Annotated in this window: 21 protein-coding genes and 1 pseudogene; 8 read left to right on the top strand and 14 right to left on the bottom strand. The window is 72.5% G+C overall.

The features are described from left to right. Positions 1 to 30 precede the first annotated feature (30 nt). Positions 31 to 1377, top strand: a pseudogene (locus DSM104299_RS29070) (MFS transporter); the annotation flags it as partial. Here the strand turns inward: DSM104299_RS29070 and DSM104299_RS29065 are convergent. Then, positions 1311 to 2447, bottom strand: a complete 1137-nt coding sequence (locus tag DSM104299_RS29065; RefSeq protein ID WP_272475177.1) for an LLM class flavin-dependent oxidoreductase — start codon at positions 2445 to 2447, stop codon at positions 1311 to 1313. The pseudogene DSM104299_RS29070 and the gene DSM104299_RS29065 sit on opposite strands and share 67 nt — an antisense overlap. A gap of 91 nt (positions 2448 to 2538) precedes the next feature. On the opposite strand from DSM104299_RS29065, the gene DSM104299_RS29060 reads away from it, so the two are divergent. The 4 genes from DSM104299_RS29060 to wecB are packed head-to-tail and all read left to right on the top strand — an operon-like array spanning position 2539 to position 6365. After that, entirely contained in the window at positions 2539 to 3213 is a 675-nt protein-coding gene (locus DSM104299_RS29060; protein WP_272475176.1) for a response regulator transcription factor, read from the top strand. Continuing rightward, on the top strand, positions 3210 to 4481 hold the full coding sequence (locus DSM104299_RS29055) for a sensor histidine kinase (protein WP_272475175.1): 1272 nt from the start codon (positions 3210 to 3212) through the stop codon (positions 4479 to 4481). The genes DSM104299_RS29060 and DSM104299_RS29055 overlap by 4 nt, the downstream gene beginning before the upstream one ends. Before the next feature lie 21 nt (positions 4482 to 4502). Then, entirely contained in the window at positions 4503 to 5297 is a 795-nt protein-coding gene (locus tag DSM104299_RS29050; RefSeq protein WP_272475174.1) for an aminotransferase class IV, read from the top strand. After that, complete coding sequence (gene wecB / locus DSM104299_RS29045; protein WP_272475173.1) at positions 5298 to 6365, top strand: non-hydrolyzing UDP-N-acetylglucosamine 2-epimerase; 1068 nt, start codon at positions 5298 to 5300, stop codon at positions 6363 to 6365. Positions 6366 to 6380: 15 nt separating this feature from the next. Here wecB and DSM104299_RS29040 read toward each other — a convergent pair whose 3' ends face one another. Together DSM104299_RS29040 and DSM104299_RS29035 are read right to left on the bottom strand one after the other, a co-directional pair. Continuing rightward, positions 6381 to 7679, bottom strand: a complete 1299-nt coding sequence (locus DSM104299_RS29040; RefSeq protein ID WP_272475172.1) for a nucleotide sugar dehydrogenase — start codon at positions 7677 to 7679, stop codon at positions 6381 to 6383. A 3-nt stretch (positions 7680 to 7682) separates the two neighbouring features. After that, a complete protein-coding gene (locus DSM104299_RS29035; protein WP_272475171.1) occupies positions 7683 to 8708 on the bottom strand; it encodes a Gfo/Idh/MocA family protein in 1026 nt (341 codons plus the stop codon). A 22-nt stretch (positions 8709 to 8730) separates the two neighbouring features. Between DSM104299_RS29035 and DSM104299_RS29030 the strand changes: the two genes are divergently transcribed. Then, positions 8731 to 9438, top strand: a complete 708-nt coding sequence (locus tag DSM104299_RS29030; RefSeq protein ID WP_272475170.1) for an acyltransferase — start codon at positions 8731 to 8733, stop codon at positions 9436 to 9438. On the opposite strand, the gene DSM104299_RS29025 is transcribed toward DSM104299_RS29030, so the two are convergent. The 5 genes from DSM104299_RS29025 to DSM104299_RS29005 form a co-directional block, all read right to left on the bottom strand. After that, entirely contained in the window at positions 9435 to 10760 is a 1326-nt protein-coding gene (locus DSM104299_RS29025) for an adenylosuccinate synthase (protein ID WP_272475169.1), read from the bottom strand. The two genes, DSM104299_RS29030 and DSM104299_RS29025, sit on opposite strands and share 4 nt — an antisense overlap. Before the next feature lie 45 nt (positions 10761 to 10805). Further along, positions 10806 to 12230, bottom strand: coding sequence for a replicative DNA helicase (gene dnaB, locus DSM104299_RS29020; RefSeq protein WP_272475168.1), 1425 nt, complete (start codon positions 12228 to 12230; stop codon positions 10806 to 10808). Positions 12231 to 12379: 149 nt separating this feature from the next. Beyond that, positions 12380 to 12829 (bottom strand): 50S ribosomal protein L9, encoded by a 450-nt coding sequence (rplI, locus tag DSM104299_RS29015; protein ID WP_272475167.1) that lies wholly within the window; start codon positions 12827 to 12829, stop codon positions 12380 to 12382. A 4-nt stretch (positions 12830 to 12833) separates the two neighbouring features. Beyond that, complete coding sequence (rpsR, locus tag DSM104299_RS29010) at positions 12834 to 13166, bottom strand: 30S ribosomal protein S18 (RefSeq protein WP_272475166.1); 333 nt, start codon at positions 13164 to 13166, stop codon at positions 12834 to 12836. Positions 13167 to 13318: 152 nt separating this feature from the next. Then, a complete protein-coding gene (locus DSM104299_RS29005) occupies positions 13319 to 14011 on the bottom strand; it encodes a pentapeptide repeat-containing protein (RefSeq protein ID WP_272475165.1) in 693 nt (230 codons plus the stop codon). A gap of 149 nt (positions 14012 to 14160) precedes the next feature. Here DSM104299_RS29005 and DSM104299_RS29000 point away from each other — a divergent pair, with 149 nt between their 5' ends. Next, positions 14161 to 14649, top strand: a complete 489-nt coding sequence (locus tag DSM104299_RS29000; protein WP_272475164.1) for a single-stranded DNA-binding protein — start codon at positions 14161 to 14163, stop codon at positions 14647 to 14649. A gap of 150 nt (positions 14650 to 14799) precedes the next feature. Here the strand turns inward: DSM104299_RS29000 and rpsF are convergent, their stop codons facing one another. Further along, a complete protein-coding gene (gene rpsF, locus DSM104299_RS28995) occupies positions 14800 to 15186 on the bottom strand; it encodes a 30S ribosomal protein S6 (RefSeq protein WP_272475163.1) in 387 nt (128 codons plus the stop codon). A 99-nt stretch (positions 15187 to 15285) separates the two neighbouring features. On the opposite strand from rpsF, the gene DSM104299_RS28990 reads away from it, so the two are divergent. Further along, positions 15286 to 15690, top strand: a complete 405-nt coding sequence (locus DSM104299_RS28990; protein WP_272475162.1) for a hypothetical protein — start codon at positions 15286 to 15288, stop codon at positions 15688 to 15690. Between the two features lie 170 nt (positions 15691 to 15860). Here DSM104299_RS28990 and DSM104299_RS28985 read toward each other — a convergent pair whose 3' ends face one another. Genes DSM104299_RS28985 through DSM104299_RS28965 form a run of 5 tightly spaced genes read right to left on the bottom strand, consistent with a single transcriptional unit; the run spans position 15861 to position 21946 of the window. After that, entirely contained in the window at positions 15861 to 17333 is a 1473-nt protein-coding gene (locus DSM104299_RS28985; protein WP_272475161.1) for an alpha,alpha-trehalose-phosphate synthase (UDP-forming), read from the bottom strand. Next, positions 17330 to 18634, bottom strand: coding sequence for a glycosyltransferase (locus DSM104299_RS28980; protein WP_272475160.1), 1305 nt, complete (start codon positions 18632 to 18634; stop codon positions 17330 to 17332). The genes DSM104299_RS28985 and DSM104299_RS28980 overlap by 4 nt, the downstream gene beginning before the upstream one ends. A 10-nt stretch (positions 18635 to 18644) precedes the next feature. After that, positions 18645 to 19805: a S1C family serine protease gene (locus tag DSM104299_RS28975; RefSeq protein ID WP_272475159.1), complete on the bottom strand. Its 1161-nt coding sequence runs from the start codon at positions 19803 to 19805 to the stop codon at positions 18645 to 18647. After that, positions 19802 to 21211 carry a sensor histidine kinase gene (locus DSM104299_RS28970; RefSeq protein WP_272475158.1) on the bottom strand — a complete coding sequence of 470 codons (1410 nt, stop codon included), beginning with the start codon at positions 21209 to 21211 and terminating at the stop codon, positions 19802 to 19804. The genes DSM104299_RS28975 and DSM104299_RS28970 overlap by 4 nt, the downstream gene beginning before the upstream one ends. 18 nt (positions 21212 to 21229) lie before the next feature. Further along, positions 21230 to 21946: a response regulator transcription factor gene (locus DSM104299_RS28965; RefSeq protein ID WP_272475157.1), complete on the bottom strand. Its 717-nt coding sequence runs from the start codon at positions 21944 to 21946 to the stop codon at positions 21230 to 21232. Between the last annotated feature and the right edge of the window lie 2 nt (positions 21947 to 21948).

The raw sequence follows: 21948 nt of genomic DNA, 5'->3' as shown, positions 1-21948 counted from the left end.
CTTCCCGGGCGCCCCGCCGTCCAACCCGCCATGACCTCCCCAGACCCCAAGACCCTCCGCTGGGTCCTCGGCCTCGCCTCGGTCGCGTCGTTCATGGTCGCGCTCGACACGCTGGTCGTCTCCACGGCCCTGACCACGATCCGCCAGGACCTCGGCGCGTCCGTCGAGGACCTCGAGTGGACCGTCAACGCCTACAACCTGACCTTCGCCGTCCTGCTGTTGCCGGCGAGCGCCGTCGGCGACCGCCTCGGCCGGCGGCGCGTCTTCGCGGCCGGCCTCGTCGCGTTCTCCCTCGCGTCGGCCGCGTGCGCGGTCGCGCCCGACGTCACGACGCTGATCATCGCCCGCGCCCTCCAGGGCGTCGGCGCCGCGTTCGTCCTGCCGCTGGCGATCGCGCTCGTCGGCGCCACGTTCCCGCCCGAGCGCCGCGGCGCGGCGATGGGCGCGATGCAGGGCCTGACCGGCCTGTCGGTCGCGTCCGGACCGGTGATCGGCGGCGCGGTCGCCCAGGGCATCGACTGGCCGTGGATCTTCTGGCTCAACGTCCCGATCGGCCTGCTCGCGGCGCCGCTCGTCCTGGCCCGGATCCCCGAGAGCGTCGGCGACCGCAGCCGGCTGCGGATCGACCTGCGCGGCGTCGCGTTCATCACGCTCGCCGCGCTCGGCCTCGTGTGGGGCCTGGTCCGCGGCAACGACGCCGGCTGGGGCTCGCCCGAGGTGCTCGCCTCGTTCGCCGCCGGCGTGGTGTTCAGCGCCGCCTTCGTCCGCTCGCAGCTCGCGTCCGGCGACGCCGCGCTGCTGCCGCCGCGCCTGTTCGCCGCGCGGGCCTTCAGCGCCGGCAACGCTGCGGCGTTCCTGCTCACCGCCAGCCTGTTCTCGACGGTGTTCTTCTTCGCCCAGTACCAGCAGATCGGCCTCGGCCAGGATCCGCTGCACGCCGGCCTGCGCCTGCTGCCCTGGACCGCCACGCTGTTCTTCGTCGCGCCGCTGGCCGGCAAGCTCGTCGACCGCTTCGGCGAGCGCCCGTTCCTGGTCCCCGGCCTGGCGCTGCAGGCGGTCGGCCTCGGCTGGGTCGCGCTGATCGCCGAGCCCGGACTCGAGTACTACAAGATGATCCCGGCGCTGATGATCGCGGGCGCCGGCGTGTCCATGGCGCTGCCGGCCGCGATGAACGCCGTCACCGGCGCGGTCGCCCCGCAGGACATGGGCAAGGCGGCCGGGACGAACTCGACGCTGCGCGAGCTCGGCGGCGTCTTCGGGATCGCGATCTGCGTCGCGGTGTTCGCCGACGCCGGCTCCTACCTCTCGCCTCAGGCGTTCGTCGACGGGTTCGCGCCCGCCATCGGCGCCTCGGCCGGGATGGCGCTGCTCGGCGCCGCGGTCGGGCTGCTGGTGCCGGCCCGCGCGGTGGCGGTGGCGGAGGCGCCGGCGGAACCGCTCGCCGACCCGCTCGCGCCGGTGCCCCAGACGTCGGCGAGCACCTCGTAGGAGCGCACGCGGGCTTCGAAGTCATAGGCGTCGCTGGCGACGATGACCTCGTCGGCGCCGGTGCGCTCCACCAAGGACTCCAACTTGGAGCGCACCGTCGCCGGCCCGCCGACCACCGCCTCGCTCATCTGCCCCTGGGTGGCCGCCTCCTCGCCCGGCATCCAGAAGGTCGACATGTCGTCGATCGGGGGCAGCGTGCCCTTCGGCGCGCCGCGCGTGAGCCAGGCGAACTTCTGCAGCGTCGAGGAGAACAGCCGCGTCGCCTCCGCGTCGGTGTCGGCCGCCAGGAGCGAGACCCCGACCATCATGTAGGGCTCGCTCAGCCCGTCGGGCGACGGGACGAACCGCGACCGGTAGAGCTCGGCCGCCTCCATCAGGAACCGCGGCGCGAAGTGCGAGGCGAACGCGAACGGCAGCCCGAGCTGCGCGGCCAGCGCCGCGCCGTAGGTCGAGGACCCCAACAACCACACGGGGACGCCGGAGCCCACCCCGGGGACCGCCCGCACGCGCTGGCCCGGCGCCGCCGGCGCGAGGAACGCGCGCAGCTCGGCGACCTCGGCGTCGAACTCCACGCCGCCCTTCGGGTTGCGCCGCAGCGCCCAGCCGGTGACGTGGTCGGTCCCCGGCGCGCGGCCCAGGCCGAGGTCGATCCGGCCCGGATGCAGCGCCTCCAGCGTCCCGAACTGCTCGGCGATGACCAGCGGCGCGTGGTTGGGCAGCATGATCCCGCCGCTGCCGACGCGGATCGTGGTCGTCGCGTCGGCGAGCGCGCCGATCAGGACCGACGTCGCCGACGACGCCACGCCCGGGATGTTGTGGTGCTCGGCCACCCAGATGCGGCGGTAGCCGAGGCGCTCGACGACCGGCGCGAGCGTGAGCGACTGGCGCAGGGCCTCAGCGGGCGTGGCGCCCTCGCGGATCGGGGCGAGGTCGAGGACGGAGAGGGGAACCTGGGGCATCGCCGCTCATTGTACGACGTCCATCGAACCTCCTGGCTTCTTCGCAAGTTCTCAGAAAGCTCCAAGGAAACGCCGCCACCCTGACGTGTCTATGCGCGTCCTTGTCGTCGACGATGAGCTGGCCGTCCGCACGTCCCTGCACCGGGCCCTGAACCTGGAGCGCTACGACGTGGACCTCGCCGAGGACGGACGTGAGGCGCTGGAGCGCGTGGCGAACGCGCGCTACGACGCGATCGTGCTCGACGTCTCGATGCCGCAGCTGGACGGCCTCGAGGCCTGCCGCCGGATGCGCGCCGCGGGCGACCGGACGCCGGTCCTGATGCTGACCGCGCGCGACGCGGTCGACGACCGCGTCGCGGGCCTGGACGCCGGCGCCGACGACTACCTCGTCAAGCCGTTCGCGCTGCGCGAGCTCCAGGCGCGGCTGCGCGCGCTGCTGCGCCGCGTCGACGGCCCGTCCGACGAGCTGCGCTTCGGCGACCTGCGGCTGGAGCCCGCCACCCGCGACGTCTGGCGCGGCGACCGGCGCCTGGAGCTGAGCCGCACCGAGTACGCGCTGCTGGAGCTCTTCCTGCGCCACCCGCGCCAGGTGCTCGAGCGCTCCGTGGTCTTCGAGCAGGTCTGGGGCTACGACTTCGGCGCGACCTCCAACGTCCTCGGCGTCTACATGGGGTACCTGCGCCGCAAGACCGAGGCCGACGGCGAGGCGCGAGTGCTCCACACGGTCCGCGGCGTCGGCTACATCCTCCGGGAGGAGCCCGCATGACCCTGCGCCGGCGCGTGACGCTCATGTCCGCGCTGGTCGTCGGCGCGACGCTCGTCCTGGCCTCGGTCACCTGCTACTTCGTCATGCGCGGCGAGCTGCGCGGGCAGATCGACGACTCGCTGCGCGAGCAGGGCCATCAGGTCGCCCGCATCCCGCCGCAGCGCATCGACCCGACGTTCCCGCGCCGCGTGCCCCAGCCGCAGCGCCGGACCGGCGCGTCGCAGGCCTACGTGCAGTTCGTCTCGGCCGACGGGACCGTCCGGCGCCCGCCGGGGAGCACCGAGCCGCGGCTGCCGGTGACGGCCGCCACGCGCGCGATCGCGCGCTCGTCGTCGACCCGGCACGCGCTCCAGGACACGCACGCCGACGGCGCGCACCTGCGGATGCTCACGGTCGGCGTGCCCGGCCGCGGCGCGGTGCAGCTGGCGCGCTCGCTGACGTCGGTGGACCGCGCGCTGAGCCGGCTGCGGATCGTGTTGGTGCTGTTGACCGTCGTCGGGACCGCGTTCGCCGCGCTGTTGGCGCGCATCCTCTCGCGACCGGTCGCCGCGCCGACCGAGCACGAGCTCGCCGTGTCCCAGGGCGCGCTGGCCGACTCGCTGGCCGCCCAGCGCCAGCTCGTCGCCGACGCGTCGCATGAGCTGCGCACGCCGGTGACGTCGGTGCGGACGAACGCCGAGATGCTGCGCGACGCGTCGTACGTCCCGGACGACGAGCGGCGCCTGATCGCCGGCGAGGTGGTCGAGCAGGCCGAGGAGCTGACCGCGCTGATCGGCGACCTCATCGACCTCGCGCGCGGCGACGTCCCGGATCCCGCGGTCGAGGACGTCCGTCTCGACGCGTTGGCCTATGAGTCGGTCCAGCGCGCGCGCCGTCACGCGCCCGGGCTGGACTTCCGGCTCGACGCCGAGCCGTGCGTGGTGGAGGGCGCGCCCGAGCGGCTGGCGCGCGCGATCAACAACCTGCTCGACAACGCGGCCAAGCACTCGCCGGACGGCGCGGCGGTCGAGGTGACGCTGCGCGCGGGCGTCCTGACCGCCCGCGACCACGGCCCCGGCATCGACCCGGACGACCTCCCGCACGTCTTCGACCGCTTCCACCGCGGCGCCAACGCGCGCGGCCGGCCGGGCAGCGGGCTGGGCCTGGCGATCGTGCGCCAGGTCGCCGAGGCGCATGGCGGGTCGGTCGCGCTGGAGGCGGCGCCGGGCGGCGGGACGCTCGCGCGCCTCACGCTGCCGGCCGAGCGGGTCGAGACCGTGACCGCCTGACGGATCGGCGACAATGGGGCCATGGCCCACGACGCGCTCGCCATCCTCGACGGCACGGTCCTGCCCGCCGCCGACGCGACGATCGGGGTCACCGACCTCGGCCTCATCCGCGGCGACGGCGTGTTCGAGGTCGTCTCCCTGCACGACGGCCAGATGTTCGCGCTCGACGACCACCTGCGCCGCATGGCGACGTCGGCCCAGAACATGCGCCTGGAGATCGACCTCAACGCGGTCCGCGCCGACATCGAGACGCTGGCCGAGGCGGCCGGGCCGGTCACCGGCGCGCTGCGGTTCATCGTCACGCGCGGCGGCCGCCGGATCGGCCTGGTCGAGCCCGAGCGCGGCGAGGACCCGCCGCTGCGGCTGGCGACCGTCGAGTACGTGCCGACGCGGATCCTCGACGGGGTCAAGTCCTTGTCCTACGGCTCGAACATGCTCGCGACGCGGATCGCGGTCGAGCGCGGCGGGACCGAGGCGCTGCTCGTCACGCCGCACGGCCGCGTGCTGGAGGCGCCGACGTCGGCGTTCTTCGCGTCCTTGGACGGCGAGACGCTCGTGACGCCGCCGCTGAGCGACCACATCCTGGACTCGATCACGCGCCGGCGGTTGTTGTCGTTGTTGCCGCATGCGCGCGAGGAGGTCGTTACGGTGGAGGAGCTCGGCGGCGCGCGCGAGGCGTTCCTGGCGTCCACGACGCGCGAAGTGCAGCCGGCGGTCGCGATCGACGGCCGCGAGCTGCCGGCCGCGCCGGGGCCGCTGACGGCGGCGGCGCACGAGGTCTTCACGGCCCACATGCGCGACGAGCTCGGCGCGTAGATGAAGATCGTCACGGTCATCGGCAACCGGCCGCAGTTCGTCAAGGCCGCGGCCGTGTCGCGGCTGCTGCGCGAGGCCCACGACGAGGTCATCGTCCACACCGGCCAACATCATGATGATGAGCTGAGCGCGATCTTCTTCGCGGAGCTGCAGGTCCCGCGGCCCGAGCACCAGCTGCACATCGCCGGAGGCACGAACACGGAGCAGACCGCGCGGATGCTGGGCGCGATCGGGCCGCTGCTCCAGGACGAGGCGCCCGACGTCGTGCTCGTCTACGGCGACACGAACTCGACGGTCGCCGGCGGCCTGGCCGCGGCGCAGGCCCGGATCCCGGTCGTGCACGTCGAGGCCGGGATGCGGTCGTTCGACCGGGCCATGCCCGAGGAGCTCAACCGCGTGCTGACCGACCACCTCAGCGACCTGCTGCTCGTGCCGTCGGAGACCGCGCAGGCCAACCTCGCGCGCGAGTCGGTCGCGGGGCGCGTCGTGCTGGTCGGCGACGTGATGGTCGACGTGTCGATGATGTTCCAGCCGCGCGCGCGGACCGAGCTGCGGGCGCTGCGCGACGCCGGCGTGGAGCCGGGCGCGTTCGTGCTGTGCACCGCGCACCGCGCCGGCAACGTGGACGTCCCGGAGCGCCTGCGCAGGTTGGTGGACATCCTCCTGGCGCTCGACGAGCCGGTGGTGCTGCCGCTGCACCCGCGCACCGGCGCGCGCCTCGACGCCGCGGGCTGGCTGGACGAGCTGGCCGGCGCCGACCACGTCCGTCTCGCGCCGCCGCTGGGCTACATGGCCTTCACCGCGCTGCTGACCAACGCCCGCCGCGTGCTGACCGACAGCGGCGGCGTGCAGAAGGAGGCCTACTTCGCCGGCGTGCCGTGCGTGACGCTGCGCGACACGACCGAGTGGGTCGAGACGGTCGACGCCGGCTGGAACGTCCTGGTCGACCTGGACCTCCACTCCGCGCTCACGGCACTGCGCGAGACGCCGCCGGCGGCACGGCCGGAGCTCTACGGCGACGGGCGCGCGGGCGAGCGTGTCGTGGCGGCGATCGACGCGCACACGTAGCGTCGGGCGCGTCGGTCAGCTGCGCGGCGCGATCGCCGAGCCCGCGTCCTGCGCGGAGCCCTCGGGGCGGCCGATGCGGCGGACCGGGACGCCGGCGAACCGCGCGGCGTCGAGGATCCCGCGGCCGTCGACGACCACCTGCACGCCGGGCAGGTCGGCGGCGCCCAGCGCCGCGTACTGGGCGTGGTCGGCCTGGACGATCGCGACGTCGACGGCGCTCTCGCCGTCCCAGGGCTCGAAGCCGTGGGCACGCAGCTCGTCGGCGCTGAACAGCGGGTCGTGGGCGACGACCTCGGCGCCGCGCCCGAGCAGCGTGTCGCGCAGGGGGAAGGCGCCTGAGAACGCGGTCTCCTTCACGCCGCCGCGGTAGGCGATCCCGAGGATCAGCACGCGGCGCCCGGCCACGCCCTCCGCGACCAGGTCGGCGGCGTAGGCCGGCATCCGCTCGTTGACCTCGCGCGCGACGATCGGCAGGCGCGCGTCGGCGTCGCCGGCCAGCAGGAAGCGCGGGTAGACCGGGATGCAGTGGCCGCCGACCGCGATCCCGGGCCGGTGGACGTGCGAGTAGGGCTGGGAGTTGGCGGCGTCGATGACGCTGAGGACGTCGATCCCGAGCGTGTCGGCGTAGCGCGCCAGCTCGTTGGCGAAGGCGATGTTGACGTCGCGGTAGGTCGTCTCGGCGAGCTTGCTCAGCTCGGCCGCCTCCGCGGAGCCGAGGCCGCGGACCTCGGCGTCGAGGAACGACGCGTACAACTCGATGCCGCGCGCCTCACCGGCGGCGCTGAGGCCGCCAACCAACTTGGGGTACTTGTCCAGGTCCTCGATCGCGCGGCCGCTGAAGATGCGCTCGGGCGAGAAGACCACGTGGAAGTCGGTGCCCTCGCGCAGCCCGGAGGCGGCCTCCAGCGCCGGCGCGACGCGGGCGCGCGTCGTGCCGACCGGGACCGTCGTCTCGACCGACACCGTGGTCCCGGCCTTCAGGCCGCGGCCGATGTCGGCGACGACCGCGTCGAGGATGCCCCAGTCCGGGCGGGCGGTCGCGTCGACCACCAGCGGCGGGACGGCGACGACGAGGTCCGGGCCGTCGGCCACCGCGGCGGCCGTGTCGGTCACCGCGCGCAGCCGCCCGTCGGCCACGGTCTCGCGCAGCGCCTCCGGCAGGCCCGCCTCGTTGGGAAACGGCGCCTCGCCGGCGTTGACCAGATCCACGACCCGCGGGTCGACGTCGGCGCCGACGACCGCGTGGCCCGCCAGCGCGATCCGCGCGGCCAGCGGCAGCCCGACCTTGCCCAGGGCGATGACGACCGCGCGCATCGGCTAGGAGGCGCTCCCGGTCAGCGCGACCGTCTCGCCGCTCGCGGCCGACGCCAGGACCGCCTCGGCGACCGCCACGGTCTCCAGGCCCTCGGCCAAGGACACCACCTTGGTCGCGTCGGCGCCGCCGAGCACCGCGACGAACTCCTCCAGCTCGACGGCCAGCGGCTCGCGGCGCTCGATCGCGTAGCGCGTCATGTCGCCCTCGGCGACGCCGCGGCGCGCCTGCATCTCCGGCCAGCCGCCGGTCGGGACGTGCGCGTTGGCGTAGAAGAAGAGGTCGGCGGCCAGCGTGTCGGCGACGAGCATCCCGCGCTCCCCGAGCACGCGCGTGCGGCGCACCTTGGTCGGCGTCAGCCAGTCGACGACGGAGTTGAAGGCGCGCCCGTTCTCGACGCGCCCGGTGACCAGCACGAGGTCCTCGTGCTCACGGCCCATGCGGTGCTGGGTCTGCGCCGCGACGCGCTCGATCGGCGCGTCGCCCAGCCAACGGACGAGGTCGAGGTCGTGGGTCGCCAGGTCCTTGACGACGCCGATGTCGCGGACGCGGTCCGGGAACGGCCCGACGCGCTCGGTCGCGACCAGGAAGACGTCGCCGAGCTGCCCGTCGAGGACGCGCGCGCGCAGCTCGCGCAGCGCCGGGTTGCAGCGCTCGACGTGGCCGACGGCGCCGACGACGCCGTGCTCGGCGCACACGTCGATGATCGCGCGCGCCTCGTCGACCGTCGCGGCCAGCGGCTTCTCGATCAGCACGTGGACGCCCGCGGTGGCCAGCGACCGCACGATCGGCAGGTGCTCCTCGGTCGGGACGGCGACGACGGCGAAGTCGGGGGCCTCGCCCGCGGAGAGCAGGTCGTCGAGCGTCGCGTGGACGCGCGCGCCGTCGAGCACGGCGTCGAAGCGGTCGCCACCCGGGTCCACGGCGCCGGCGAAGCGCATCGCGGGGTTGGACTGGAGGATGCGCGCGTGGTGGCGGCCCATCATGCCCAGGCCGATCACCGCGCCGCGCGGAAGGTCGTTGCTTCCCACGGGCTCACTAGGCTATCCGGCCATGGCCGCGACCGACGCCCCCGGGCTCGTCCTGCACCCCGACGCCCAGATCGGGGCGGGCGTCACCTTCGGCGCCGGCGTCGTCGTGCACGCGGGCGTGATCCTCGGCGACGGCGTGTCCGTCCAGGACCACGCGATCCTCGGCAAGCCGATCGTGCTCGGCCCGCACTCGACCGCCTCGCGCGACGCGCCGCCGCCGCTGCGGATCGGCGCGGGCGCCCGCATCTGCGCCGGGGCGATCCTGCTCGCCGGAGCGACGGTCGGTCCGGACGCGATCATCGGCGACCAGGCCTACGTGCGCGAGCGCTCGACGATCGGGACCGGCACGGTCGTCGGCCAGGGCTCGACGGTCGACAACGACACGACGATCGGCGACCGCGTCCGGATCCAGTCCAAGGTCTACCTCACGGCCTACATGACGATCGAGGACGACGTCTTCGTCGGCCCCGGCGCCACGATGACCAACGACGACGCGATGGGTCGCAACGCGCCCGGGACCCAGCTGCGCGGCCCGACGCTGCGGCGCGCGTGCCGGATCGGCGGCGGCGCGACGCTCGTGCCCGGCGTCGTGGTCGGCGAGGAGGCGTTCGTCGCCGCGGGCGCCGTCGTCACCGCCGACGTGCCCCCGCGCGCCTTCGTCATGGGCGTCCCGGCGCGCCGGGTGCGCGAGGTCGGCGAGGCCGACCTGATCGAGAACTTCCGAGGCTAGGCCGTCGCGGCCATCGCCTGGGTGGCGAGCGCGGAGTCCTTCGCGGCGTCGGCCCAGATGATCTGCTCGCGGCCGGGCCCGACGCCGATCAGGACGACCGGCACGCCGACCGCGTCCTCCAGGAACGCCAGGTACTTCTTGGCGTTCTCGGGCAGGTCCTCGTAGGAGCGGACGTCGGTGATGTCCTCGCTCCAGCCCGGCAGCTCGGTGTACTCGCCGACCGCGGTGTGCAGCACCGACTGGTGGTACGGGAAGACGTCGGTGTGGAAGTCCGCGTCCTTGCTGCTGCGGTAGGACGTGCAGACCTTCAGCGTCTCGAAGCCGCTCAACACGTCCAACTTGGTGACGGCGAGCGCCGACAGCGAGTTCAGGCGCGCGGCGTAGCGCAGCGCGACGACGTCCAGCCAGCCGGTGCGGCGGGCTCGGCCGGTCGTCGTGCCGAACTCGTGGCCCTGCTGGCGGATCTCCTCGCCCGTGTCGTCGTGCAGCTCGGACGGGAACGGGCCGGCGCCGACGCGCGTGGCGTAGGCCTTGGTCACGCCCCACACCTCGGCGATGTCGCGCGGGCCGACGCCGGAGCCGACCGCGGCCGCGCCGGCGACCGGGTTGGACGACGTCACGAAGGGATAGGTGCCGTGGTCGATGTCGAGCAGCGCGCCCTGGGCGCCCTCGAAGAGCACGTGCTTGTCGTCGTCCAGCGCGCGCCACGCGAGGGCGCTCGTGTCCGCGATGTGCTGCTCCAGGCGGTGGCCGTAGGTGAGGTACTCCTCGGTCATCGTCTGCAGGTCGATCTCGCGCGCGAAGGGGCGCAGCTGCTGGCGCTTGGGCTCCAGCGCGGCGGCGATCTTCTTCTTCAGGATCCGCTCGTCGAGCATGTCCTGCACGCGGATGCCGAGGCGGGCGGCCTTGTCGGCGTAGGCCGGGCCGATGCCGCGCTTGGTCGTGCCGATCAGGTTCTTGCCCAGCTTCTGCTCGCCCTCCATGTCGAGGAGCAGGTGGTAGGGCATGATCAGGTGCGCGTTCGCGCTGAGCTTCAGGCCGCTGACGTCGACGCCGCGGGCGCGGAGGTCGTCGATCTCGGCCGTCAGGACGGCGGGGTCCACCACGACGCCGTTGCCGATGACGCAGGTCCGGCCCGGGTAGAGGATGCCCGACGGGATGAGGTGGAACTTCCACGTCTCACCCGCGTGGATGATCGTGTGGCCCGCGTTGTTGCCGCCCTGGAAGCGGACGACCACGTCTGCGTGCTCGGCGAGGAGGTCGATGACCTTGCCCTTGCCTTCATCGCCCCACTGGGCGCCGACGATCACGGTTCCTGGCATTTCTGGTGAAAGTGTAGGCGGCGCGAGGGCGCGCCGGTTTCTGCTCTACGCCGCGCGCTGCAGGCCCAGGAAGCGCGGGTACTCGCCCTGGAAGGTCAGCGGCACGTCGCCGAGGCCGCCGTTGCGGTGCTTGGCGACGATGAGGTCGGCCTCGCCCGGGCGGTCGGTGTTCTCGTTGTAGTACTCGTCGCGGTAGATGAACATGACGAGGTCGGCGTCCTGCTCGATCTGGCCGGACTCGCGCAGGTCGGAGAGCATCGGGCGCTTGTCGGTGCGCGACTCGACCCCACGCGACAGCTGCGACAGCGCGATGACCGGGACCTCGAGCTCACGCGCGAGGATCTTCAGGCCGCGGGAGATCTCGCCGATCGCCTGGACGCGGTTGTCGGTCCGGGCGTCGGTGCGCAGCAGCTGGAGGTAGTCGACGATGATCATGCCCAGGCCGCCGTACTCGCTCATCGTCTGCTGGTGCAGGCGGCGCGCCTTGGCGCGGACCTCGAGGATGCCGATGTCGGACGAGTCGTCGACGTAGAGCGGCGAGCGGTCGTAACGCGCCGCGGTCTCCAGCACGCGCTGCCACTTGCGCGGGTCCTTCAGGCGGCCCTTGCGCAGGTCGTCGCCCTTGATCGAGGCCTGCGACGCGATGAAGCGCTGGGCGAGCTCGGACTCCGACATCTCCAGGCTGAACAGCGCGACGGGGCGCGGCCGGTCCGGGTGCAGCGCGACGTTCTCGGCGAAGTTCGTGACGAGCGCCGACTTGCCCATCGACGGGCGCGCGGCGACGATGATCATGTTGCCGGGCTGGAAGCCGCCGGTCATCTCGTCGAGCTCGTGGAAGCCCGACGGCGTGCCGGTCATCGACTTGCCCTCGGTGGACAGCTCGTGCCAGCGGTCGAGCTCCTCGTGCAGGACCTCGCCGACCTTGCGGAAGTCCTTCTGGCGGTCGTCGCGGCCGACCTCGAGCATCGCCTTCTCGGCCTGCTCGACGATGTCGCGCGGGAGGCCCTCGTGGTTGTGGACCGAGGACTGGATCTCGTAGGTCGCGTTGAGCAGCTTGCGCAACAGCGACATCTCGCGGACGATCTGGCCGTAGCGGCGCAGGTTGCCGACGGCCGGGACCGCGGCGGTCAGCGCGTCGATCTCGGCGGGGCCGCCGGCCTGCTCCAGCGCGCCGCGCGCGCGCAGGTGCTCGGTGACCGTGACGACGTCGATCGGCTCGCTCTCGGAGTACAGCGCGATCATCGAGTCGTAGATGACCTGGTGGCGCTCCCGGTAGAAGTCGTCGGGCTTGAGGCCCTCCTCGATGACGTAGGCGTAGTGGACCTTGTCGGAGAGCAGCACGGCGCCGAGGACCGACTGCTCGGCCTCGAGCGAGTGCGGCGGGGCGAGCGCGGCCTGCGCGAGCGGCCCGCCACCGGCGTTGCCGGGCGCGTAGTCCTCGTAGTTGTAGTCCTGGTCGTACGTCGTCACGGCGCTACCGAAGGTAACGCTCCCCGCGGCGGCATCTCCGGGAAGTTGCCGCATTGCGCGCGCGAATTCGTTCGGGCCTTGCCGGAACGACGAAGGGCGCCCCGCTCGGGGCGCCCTTCGGTGAAGCGATGCGCTGCGGCGGCCGGGGCCTAGGCCTCGGAGACCATCACCTTGACCGTCGCGGTGACGCCTTCGGCGACCTCGAGGACCACCTGGTAGGTCCCGACGTTCTTGATCGGGTCGTCGAGGTGGATCTTGCGGCGGTCGACGTCGATGCTGCGCGCCGCCTTGATCTCGTCCGCGATGTCCTGGGTCGTGACCGAGCCGAACAGGCGGCCGTCCTCGCCGGCCTGCTGCGAGATGGTCAGGACCGTCTTGTTGAGCTGCTCCGCGTGCTCCTGGGCCTGCGCGATGCGCGTGGCGGTCGCCTTGTTGTAGGCGTCCTGGTTGCGCGTGGCCTCGCGCAGCAGGCCCTTGGTGGCCGGCGCGGCGAGCTTGCGCGGGATCAGGAAGTTGCGGAGGTAGCCCTTGGAGACGTCCACGACGGCTCCGCGGGAGCCGACGCCGTCGACGTCCTTGAGCAGGATGGCTTCGGGCATGCTGCTAGTCCCGGTCCCGATCGCGGTCACGGCCGCGGCGGCCGCCGACGCTCTCGGAGGCGGGCTCGGCCGCGTAGGGCAGCAGGGCCAGCTCGCGGGCGCGCTTGACGGCGGTCGCGATCTGGTTCTGGTGCCGGCGGCAGGCGCCGGTGATCCTGCGGGATCGGATCTTGCCGCGCTCGGAGACGAACCGGCGCAGGCCGGTGACGTCCTTGTAGTCGACGAGCTCGATCTTGTCCTTGCAGTACGGGCAGGGCTTACGACGCCCGCTGCCCGGGCCGCCCTTCTTGTCCCGCCGACGAGCGGGCTTCGTGGCGCTCTTGCGCTGCTTGGCCATGGTGTCCTTCTGCTTGGGTGTTGCGAATGAAGTCTTGACGTGCGAACGCGCGCCTAGCTGGACGCGCGAACGGACAGTGTGACATGCGTGCGGCCCGGATCGCTTCCCGGTCATTAGCGCACGTCGCGGACGGAGCAGTCTAGCGGCGTGCGCTACGCGTCTTCGTCGGGGTCCGTCGCGATGCGGATGCCCAGCGCGCCGGCGAGGTTGACGGCCTGGTCGACCATGTCGGGGTAGGGCAGCGCGGCGCCGCGGAGGTCGGAGAGGGAGCGGACCTCGGCCAGGCGGCAGCCGTGCAGCTCGACGCGCAGGTGCTGGGACTGGCCGAGCGACGCGCGGGTCAGGTCGCAGGACTCGAACCGGACGTCGCGCAGCTGCGCCTGCTCGAGCGTCGCCTCGGTCAGGACGCAGTTGCGCAGGAGCACGCGATCGAGGCGGGCCTCGGCCAGGACGGCGAAGTCCAGGCGGCAGTCGGTGAGCGTGACGTCCTGAAGCGTGGCCCGGATGAGCTGGGCGCCGGTCAGGCGTGCGCTCGTGACGGTGAGGCGGCTGAGGTGGGCCTGCCGGAGGTCGACGTTCGCGAGGTCGGCGCCGGCGATCACGGCGTCGTGGAGGTGGAGGTCGTGCAGGCGCGCGCTCGCGAGGGAGCCGGCGATGCGCGCGTCCTCGATCGTGACGTTGCGGGCGCGGAGGTCGGGCGGCGCGCTGCCCGTCAGCTCCACGCCCTCCAGCCGGTCCTCGTCCTCGAGCCACAGCGCGGCGAGGTCCTTCGGGGTGAGATCGGGCGGGAGCGCGGGCGCGAGCGGCGAGCGGGGCGTGGTGGCGTCGAAGGCGATGCCGGGCATCTTGGCACCTCGGTCTGCGCGCGCGGACACGCGGTTGGTGACGACTTCGCGCAGATTCGGCCGCAGGTTGCAGCCTTTCCCACTTTGCCGTCAGGGCCCGTCCCTAGACTGGCCGCAGACTTCCGTTCGTACCCGAAAGGAGCCCGTTCGTGGCCGCCTCCAACATCAACCGGGTCATCCTGACCGGCAACCTGACCTTCGATCCCGAGCTGCGCTCGCTGCCCAGCGGCACGTCCGTCTGCAAGCTGCGCGTCGCCGTCAACACTCGCCGCAAGAACGGCTCGACCGGCGAGTGGGACGACAAGGCCAACTACTTCGACGTCACCGTCTGGGGCGCGCAGGGCGAGAACTGCGCGCGCTACCTCGCCAAGGGCCGCCCCGTCGCGATCGACGGCCGCCTGGAGTGGAGCGAGTGGGCCGACAAGGAGACGGGCAAGAACCGCTCCAAGGTCGAGATCGTGGCCGACACCGTCCAGTTCTTGGGCGGCCGCGACGACGCCGGTGGCGGCGGCGGTGGCGGTGGCGGGTTCACCCCGCGCTCCGACGTTCCGACGGACACGAGCGACTTCGGCCCGCCGCAGCCCACGCCCGTCTCGGCCCCGGTGTCCACGCCGGCCGACGACGACATCCCGTTCTAGGCCGCGCGCGCAGCCTGCGCAGCTTCGACGAGCCCTCGGCGCCCCGTGCGCCGGGGGCTCTTGTCGTTCCCGGGGCGCATGCGGCCGCACAACGAAACAGCGCCGCTCGAGGAGCGGCGCTGAGAAGTCCAACAGGATGTGCGGTGAGGCTTAGAGGCGCTCGACCGGCGCGGCTTCGGGGGTGGCGGCCTCCGGAGCGGGCTCGTTGGCGGCGCGGAGGTCCGGCACGGGCGGAAGGCCGGCGCGGAGCTTGATGACGCGGAAGCGGACGACGCCGTCGGTGATCCGCAGGTAGCGGCCGACCGCGGCGGGGACCTCAGGACCACCCTGGAACTGCAGGAGGTGGTACTCGGCGTCGTTCTTGTGGCGGATCTCGAACGCCGTGCGGCGGACGCCCCAGTCGTGCTTGCTGACGATGGTGGCGTCGTTGCTCTCCAGGATCCGCTCGGCTTCGGCGAGGACCTTGGCGCGCTGCTCTTCCTCCGCGGAGGTGTCGAGGAGCAGCATGAGGTCGTAAGTGGGGTTCTGTTCAGGCATGATGAGAGGGCCCGGAGGGCGGCGAACGACTATAGCGGCATTGGTTCGGGCAAGGACGCTCGGGGGGCGAGCTTGCAGCGCCGCGGACCTCACGAGGGCATGACCGACCTCCTCCACCGCCTCCGCTGGGCCAACCTGGCCCGCGCCGCCGCCGTCCTGCTGGCCCTCGCCCTGATCTTCGCCTGGCCGCATCTCCACGCGACCGAGCCGGCGCTGCCACCGGCGGTCGCCGCACCGCTCGACACGACGCCGGCCGAGGCGCCGACGACCACGGTGCCGCCCGAGCCGAAGCCGAACCCGGCGCACGCCAAGACCAAGCACATCCGGGCCAAGCGCCACCCGCGCCCGGCCCACCGCAAGGCCGTGCCGCGCCGCCGCCGTCAGCCGCAGGCGCAGCCGGTCCCCGCCGCGGCCGCACCTCCTCCGCCGGCCGTCCCGCCGTCGAGCCCGCCCGCCTCGCCGCCTCTCCCGCCGCCGCCGTCGGGCGCCGAGTTCCGCCCCTAAGCCACTCGGCTCTGGCGCCGACGCCCCGCCGCCGTCAGCATCGCCAGCGCGAGCATCCGCACCCGGAGGAGCAAGCTGATGTCGACGATCTCGGGTCCGCCCCGACCCGGATCGCGCTCACGCCGTTCGCGGCACGCGTCCTCCGCCGGTGCGGGGCCTGCGCCGCGGCTCTACGCCTCCACGCCCGCCTTCTTGCGGATGTCGGCGATCTGGTCGTCGATCCAGTCGCCGGGGTTGCGGGAGGTGATGATCTCCTGCAGTCCTCGCGCGCGGCGCTCGCGCTCGGCCGGCGCCATCGTCAGGGCGGCGTGGATGGAGTCGGCGAGCTCCTGGATGTCGAAGGGGTTGACGGAGAGCGCGTACTCGCCGAGCTCCTCGTGGGCGCCGGTGTTCTCGGACAGGATCGAGACGCCGTGGCGCTCGTTGACCATCGGTCCCTCCTTCGCGACCAGGTTCATGCCGTCGAACATGGCGTTCACGAGGAGGACGTCGTAGTTCTTGTAGGCCGCGACGGCATCTTCGAGGTCGTCCTTCAGCTTCAGCTGGATCGGCATCCAGTCGGGCGTGCCGTGGCGGTGGTTGACGACGGCGACGATCGCCTCGATGCGCTCCAGGTACTCGGCGTACTCGGGCACGTCGGTGCGCGACGGCATCAGCTGCGCGACGAACGTCACCTTCTCGCGGAACTCCGGATGCTGCTCCAGGAACAGGTCGAAGGCGGTGAACCCGCGCAGCACGTTCTTGGACAGGTCGGCACGGTCGACGCGCAGCACGATGTGCTCGCGGCGCCGGCGCAGCAGCTCGGCCTCGAACTCCGCGACGCGCTCGCTCTGCGCGACGCGGCGGATCGCGTCGGCGTCGATCGGCAGCGGATAGGCGCGAACCCAGACCTCGCGGTCCTCGAACTTCACGATGCCCTCGTTGAAGTCCACGTCCAAGTCCATCAGGTCGCGGCAGCACTGCAGGAAGTTCCAGCGATAGGACCGGGTGTGGAACCCGATGATGTCGTTGGCCAGTAGCCCCTCGTAGATCTCGGTCCGCACCCCGCGCGGCAGCACGCGCCACGCGTCCGGCTGCGTCCACGGGATGTGCACGAAGTGATGGAGGAACGCGTCCGGCCGCGCCTTCCGGATCAGGCCGGGCAAGGTGTAGAGGTGGTAGTCGTGGACCATCACGACGGGCTCCTCGACGCCCTCGATCTCCTCGACCACGGCCTTGGCCAAGTCCTCGTTGACCACGTTGTAGCCGAACTCGAAGGCCTCGATCTCGTGGCGCCGGACGTCCGGCGCGTTGGAGAGGTCCCAGAGGTAGTGCTGGATGAACCACAGCATCGGGTTCGCGAAGATGTTGTAGAAGCGGTCGTAGGCGTCGTCGTCGCTGACGACCATGCGGACCTGGAAGGTCCCCTCGCCGGCCGTGTCGACCTCGAAGGACTTGCCGTCGGCCTCCGCCACGCGCTGCTTGTCGCCGCCGGTCAGCGCGCTCGCGATCCAGATCACGTCGCGGTGCACCGCCAGCCCGGTCAGCGCCGTCACCAGGCCGCCGGTGCCGCGCTTGAAGCCGCCCTCGTCGTCGTAGGTGACCGGCCCGCGGTTGGACACCAGGATCAGCGGGCGGTCGCTCTCACCACCGGTCACGGTCATGCCGCTCCCTCCGCCAGGGACGACGAGTCGGGCTGCGACGACGATGTCGCCGCCGTGCCCGGCGCCGACACGCCCAGCTGCTCGCTGAAGATCTTCAGGTAGTCGCGCAGGTAGCGCGGCGTCAGGAAGTGCTTGCGCACGTGCGCCTTGCCGCGCCGCCCCAGCGCCTTGCCCAGCGCCGGGTCCTGGAGGATGTCCGCGCACCGCGCGGCGCACTGCTCCGGCGAGCGGACCAGATAGCCCGTGACGCCCTGCTCGACCTGCAGCGGGATCCCGCCCACGTCGCCGCCGACGAAGGCCTTGCTCTTCCAGAGGGCCTCGCTCACCGTCAGCCCGAAGCCCTCGCGGATCGACTTCTGGATGACGACGTCGGCGTGCGACTGGAAGGCGTTGACCTCGATCGAGCCAACGTTGTTGAAGTTGTTGAGGATGAAGATGTCGGGGTCTCCGTCGGCGTGTGCCACGGTCGCGTTGTAGTAGTCCCAGCCTTCGGGGTCGTCGCTGGCCATCGAGCCCACGAGTGCGAGCTGGACGTCCGGGCGCTCCTCCTTGACCAGCTTGTAGGCGTCGATGACGCCCAGCGGGTCCTTCCACGGGTCGAAGCGCGAGACCTGCACCATCAGCGGCCGGTCCACGTCGATGCCGAACTGGCCGCAGACGTAGGACGCGTCGTCGGGCGACAAGGCCATGTTCTTGGGGGCCAGCGGGTCGATGGCGGGCGGGACGACGTTGACCCTGCCCTTGAGGCCGGCGGGCACGTACTGCTCCATGTGGAACAGCGTCTGCGGGTAGTCGCGGATGTAGGGCAGCAGCTCGTCGATCGTCGCGGGGTTCGGGGTCGAGAGGTCGATGTGACAGCGCCATACCCACCCGCGCGCCTTCTCAGGGACGAGCCCGTGGAGCGCCGCCGGCTGCGGGTCGTGCACGACCGCCACGTCCCATCCGTCGGGCAGCTCCTTCGCGTTCATCTCGTTGTAGCGGCGCCACGTGTCCCATTGCTCGCGGGTCAGGTCCTCCGGGGCGCCCTGCAGCGCGTTGTGCATCAACTTCGTGGCGTGGAAGAACTCCTCGCGCCCGTAGATGATCTGCCACTCGACGTCGATCCCGACGTCCTTCATCAACGGGACCAACGTGTAGAGGATCTCGGCGACCCCGCCGCCGAACGCCGTCGCCGAGATGTGCGCCACGCGCGCGCCCTTCAACGGCTCGGCGAGCTCGCGGATCTCCGCGATCTGGTCCCGACCGAAGATGTGCGTGTAGTCGGCGAGGGTCTTGGACCCCAGGGTCACGGGCTGGAGCACGGGACCGAGCCTACCCCCGCGGGGACTGCAGCGGGCGGGTTCCGAGCGTCACGGTCACATCGCGCGCCTCGCCGTCGCGCACAAGCGTCAGCCTGACCTTGCCTCCTGGCGCCTTGCCGTCCAGCGAGCGCGCGAGATCGGCGTCCTCGCGGACGTCCGCGCCGTCGATCTTCGTCACGACGTCGCCGCCGACGCGCCACGGCTGCTCCTGGAACGTCTCGCGCCGCGCGCCGGCCTTCAGGCCCGCGCGGTCGCCCGGCCCGCCGGCGACGACCTCCTGGATCCACGCGCCGTGATCGGTGCCGAGGTCGAAGCGCTCCGCGAGCTGCGGGTACACGCCGGAGGTCGACACGCCCAAGTACGGGTACTCGGCCTTGCCCGCCTTGCGCAGCTGGGCCAGCGAGCGCCGGACCACGTCGACCGGGACCGCGAACCCGACGCCGCTGCCCGAGCCCGACGACGAGCGGATCTGGGAGTTGATGCCGAGCACGCGCCCGCCGGAGTCCAGCAGCGGCCCGCCCGAGTTGCCGCTGTTGATCGCCGCATCGGTCTGCAGCGCGCCCGAGGTCTGGAAGCCGGTGAGCGACTCGATCGCGCGGTCGGTCGCCGAGATCACGCCGACCGAGAGCGAGCGCTCCTCGCCGAACGGCGAGCCGATGGCGGCCACCGGCTCGCCGACCTTCACGTTCTCGCTCGAGCCGAGCCCCAGCGGGCGCAGCGTCAGCCCCGCGGGGTCGACCTTGACCAGCGCGACGTCGGAGAACGGGTCGAAGCCGAGGATCCGCCCGCTGACCTGGTTGCGGTCGCCGAAGCGGACGAAGACCTGCGACGCCTTGCGGATCGACGCGCCCTCGCCGGTGGTGACGACGTGCGCGTTGGTGGCGATCTCGCCGCCGGCGGAGATCACGAACCCGGAGCCGAGCCCGGCGTCGCCGGCCGAACCGCCCGAGTCGCCGAAGGCCGACAGGATCGTCACGACGCCCGGCGAGTCGCGGCGGTAGATCGCCTGCGGGTCGAACCGCCCGGCGGCGTCGGCGCCCTTGACGACCTCGACGCGGGTCGTGCGGTCCACCGTCGAGGCGACCGTCTTGTTGTCGTCCTTGCTCGAGCCCCCACACCCCGTCGCGACCAGCGCGATCGCCGCCAGCGTCCCGGCGACCGCACGCGTCATGCCGGCAGCTCCAGCGTGAACGTCGTGCGCCCCGGATGGGAGTCCACCGCGAGCCGGCCGTCCATGCGCTCCGCCAGCTCGCTGGCGATCGCGAGGCCCAAGCCGGACCCCTGGGCATCGTCGGAGGTCACGAACGGCTCGAAGATCCGGGGCAGCATCGTCCGGTGGATACCCGGTCCGAAGTCCCCCACTCCCATGCGCGCCTGATCGCCGCGGCGCGAGGCCGACACCACCAGGTCGGTGCCGGGCGGCGTGTGCGTGATCGCGTTGTCGATGAGGATGCGCAGGACCTGCGCGACGCGCTCGGGGTCGCAGTCGGCCTCGACGGGATCAGGCGGCAGCCGCAGCTCCAGGTGCGCGTCGTGGGCGACCAGCGCGGGCGCGAACTCGTCGGCGACCAGGCGCGCGACGTCGCCCAGGTCGGTCGGCTCGCGCCGCAGCTCCAGCGAGCCCGCCTCCAGCCGCGAGAGGTCGAGCAGGTCGGTGGCCAGCTTCTGCATGCGCAGGACCTGCTGGCGCAGCTGCGTGATGAACCGGCGCCGGTCCTCCTCGTCGAGCTCCTCCTCCTCGAGCAGCTCGAGGAACCCGCCGAGCGAGAACAGCGGCGTGCGCAGCTCGTGCGACGCGGTCGCGATGAAGCGCTTGCGCGCGTCGTCGAGCTCGGCGAGCTGGCGGCGCATCTGCTCCAGCGTGTCGGCGAGCTGGCCGAGCTCGTCGTGCGCGTCGACCGGGAAGCGCGCGGTCAGGTCGCCCTGGGCGACGCGGTCGGCGACCACCTCCAGGCGCCGGACGCGCAGCGACACGTTGCGCGCGACCATCCACGCGGCCAGCGCGGCCAGGACCAGCGCGGCGAGCGCCGCGGTGAGGACGCGGTCGCGCACGACCTGGAGGTCGCGGTCGACGACGTCCAGCGGCCGCGAGAAGACGATCACCGAGCCCACGACGCGCTTGTGCGTGCGCGGGTCCTCGTAGATCAGCGGGACCGCGGCCTCGCCGACGCGCCCCGCGTCGCCGGCCTCGACCGCGGTCTGCGGCCGGCCGGTCTGGGCCGCGTCGACCGCGACGTCGAACTGGAGGTCGCGGATCTCCACCTGCCGCGTCGAGTCCGACTTCGGGTAGGTGCGCAGGTTGCCCGGGTTGGAGTACAGGCCGAGCAGCGTGACCCGCGCGGTGGCCTGGTCGGCGGCGTCGCGCACGAGCGTGTCGATGTGGCGGGCCGAGTCCCCGCGGTCGATCGCGATGTCGATCCCGCGCGAGTTGATCCGCGCGGTCGTCATCAGCTGCTCGAGCGCCGCGTCGCGCAGGTCGCCGTCGAGCGACTTCAGGACGCCGACGCTCACGATCGCGACCGCCCCCAGGACGATCACGAACAGCGACAGCGTCAGTCGGGTGCGCAGCGATCGCATTCGCGGCGCTGATTGTGACTATCGCGCTTCGTCTCTGAAGCGGTAGCCCACGCCGCGCACCGTGAACAGGTACTCCGGGTCCTTGGCGTCGGTCTCGAGCTTCTCGCGCAGATGCCGGATGTGCACGTCGATCGTGCGCGGGTCCCGGTAGGCGCTGTCGCCCCAGATGCGCGTGAGGAGCATGTCGCGCGTGAAGACCCGGCCGGGGTTGCGGGCCAGCGCGTTGAGGATCTCGAACTCCACGAACGTCAGCTCGACCGTGGTGTCGCGCACGCGCACCGCGCGCTTGGCCGGGTCGATCTCCAGCTCGTGGACGGTGAGCGGCTGCTCGTCGGCGTCGGGATCGGCCGACTGCGTCTGCATCCCGGCGCGGCGCAGCGCGGCCCGGACGCGTGAGCGGAACTCGCGCAGCGAGAACGGCTTGGTGATGTAGTCGTCGGCGCCGAGCTCCAGCCCGAGGACCTTGTCGATCTCCTCGGCCTTGGCGGTGAGCATGATGATCGGGACCGTGTTGCGCGCCCGGATCCGGCGGCACACCTCCAGCCCGTCCATCCGCGGCATCATCACGTCGAGGACCACGAGGTCGAACTTGCCCTCCTGGAAGCGCGCCAGCGCCTCGCGGCCGTCGGAGGCGGTCGTCACCTCGTAGCCGTCCTTGCGCAGCGGGAAGCTCAGGAGCGTCTGGATCGACTGCTCGTCGTCGGCCAGCAGGATTCTGGGTGCGCGTTCGGCCATCC

Origin of the sequence: Baekduia alba (genome assembly GCF_028416635.1) — a bacterium.
Taxonomy (GTDB): Bacteria; Actinomycetota; Thermoleophilia; order Solirubrobacterales; family Solirubrobacteraceae; genus Baekduia; species Baekduia alba.
This window is presented reverse-complemented; position numbering and strand designations above follow the sequence as displayed.

Coding starts and splice junctions, on each gene's coding strand:
- DSM104299_RS29030 (WP_272475170.1), top strand. CDS start 8,731: ATGGCCGCGACCGACGCCCCCGGGCTCGTCCTGCACCCCGACGCCCAG.
- DSM104299_RS29055 (WP_272475175.1), top strand. CDS start 3,210: ATGACCCTGCGCCGGCGCGTGACGCTCATGTCCGCGCTGGTCGTCGGC.
- rpsF (WP_272475163.1), bottom strand. CDS start 15,186: ATGCCTGAACAGAACCCCACTTACGACCTCATGCTGCTCCTCGACACC.
- DSM104299_RS29005 (WP_272475165.1), bottom strand. CDS start 14,011: ATGCCCGGCATCGCCTTCGACGCCACCACGCCCCGCTCGCCGCTCGCG.
- DSM104299_RS28985 (WP_272475161.1), bottom strand. CDS start 17,333: ATGACCGTGACCGGTGGTGAGAGCGACCGCCCGCTGATCCTGGTGTCC.
- DSM104299_RS28990 (WP_272475162.1), top strand. CDS start 15,286: ATGACCGACCTCCTCCACCGCCTCCGCTGGGCCAACCTGGCCCGCGCC.
- DSM104299_RS28975 (WP_272475159.1), bottom strand. CDS start 19,805: ATGACGCGTGCGGTCGCCGGGACGCTGGCGGCGATCGCGCTGGTCGCG.
- DSM104299_RS29065 (WP_272475177.1), bottom strand. CDS start 2,447: ATGCCCCAGGTTCCCCTCTCCGTCCTCGACCTCGCCCCGATCCGCGAG.
- rplI (WP_272475167.1), bottom strand. CDS start 12,829: ATGCCCGAAGCCATCCTGCTCAAGGACGTCGACGGCGTCGGCTCCCGC.
- DSM104299_RS28970 (WP_272475158.1), bottom strand. CDS start 21,211: ATGCGATCGCTGCGCACCCGACTGACGCTGTCGCTGTTCGTGATCGTC.
- wecB (WP_272475173.1), top strand. CDS start 5,298: ATGAAGATCGTCACGGTCATCGGCAACCGGCCGCAGTTCGTCAAGGCC.
- DSM104299_RS29060 (WP_272475176.1), top strand. CDS start 2,539: ATGCGCGTCCTTGTCGTCGACGATGAGCTGGCCGTCCGCACGTCCCTG.
- DSM104299_RS29040 (WP_272475172.1), bottom strand. CDS start 7,679: ATGCGCGCGGTCGTCATCGCCCTGGGCAAGGTCGGGCTGCCGCTGGCC.
- DSM104299_RS29050 (WP_272475174.1), top strand. CDS start 4,503: ATGGCCCACGACGCGCTCGCCATCCTCGACGGCACGGTCCTGCCCGCC.
- rpsR (WP_272475166.1), bottom strand. CDS start 13,166: ATGGCCAAGCAGCGCAAGAGCGCCACGAAGCCCGCTCGTCGGCGGGAC.
- DSM104299_RS28965 (WP_272475157.1), bottom strand. CDS start 21,946: ATGGCCGAACGCGCACCCAGAATCCTGCTGGCCGACGACGAGCAGTCG.
- DSM104299_RS29025 (WP_272475169.1), bottom strand. CDS start 10,760: ATGCCAGGAACCGTGATCGTCGGCGCCCAGTGGGGCGATGAAGGCAAG.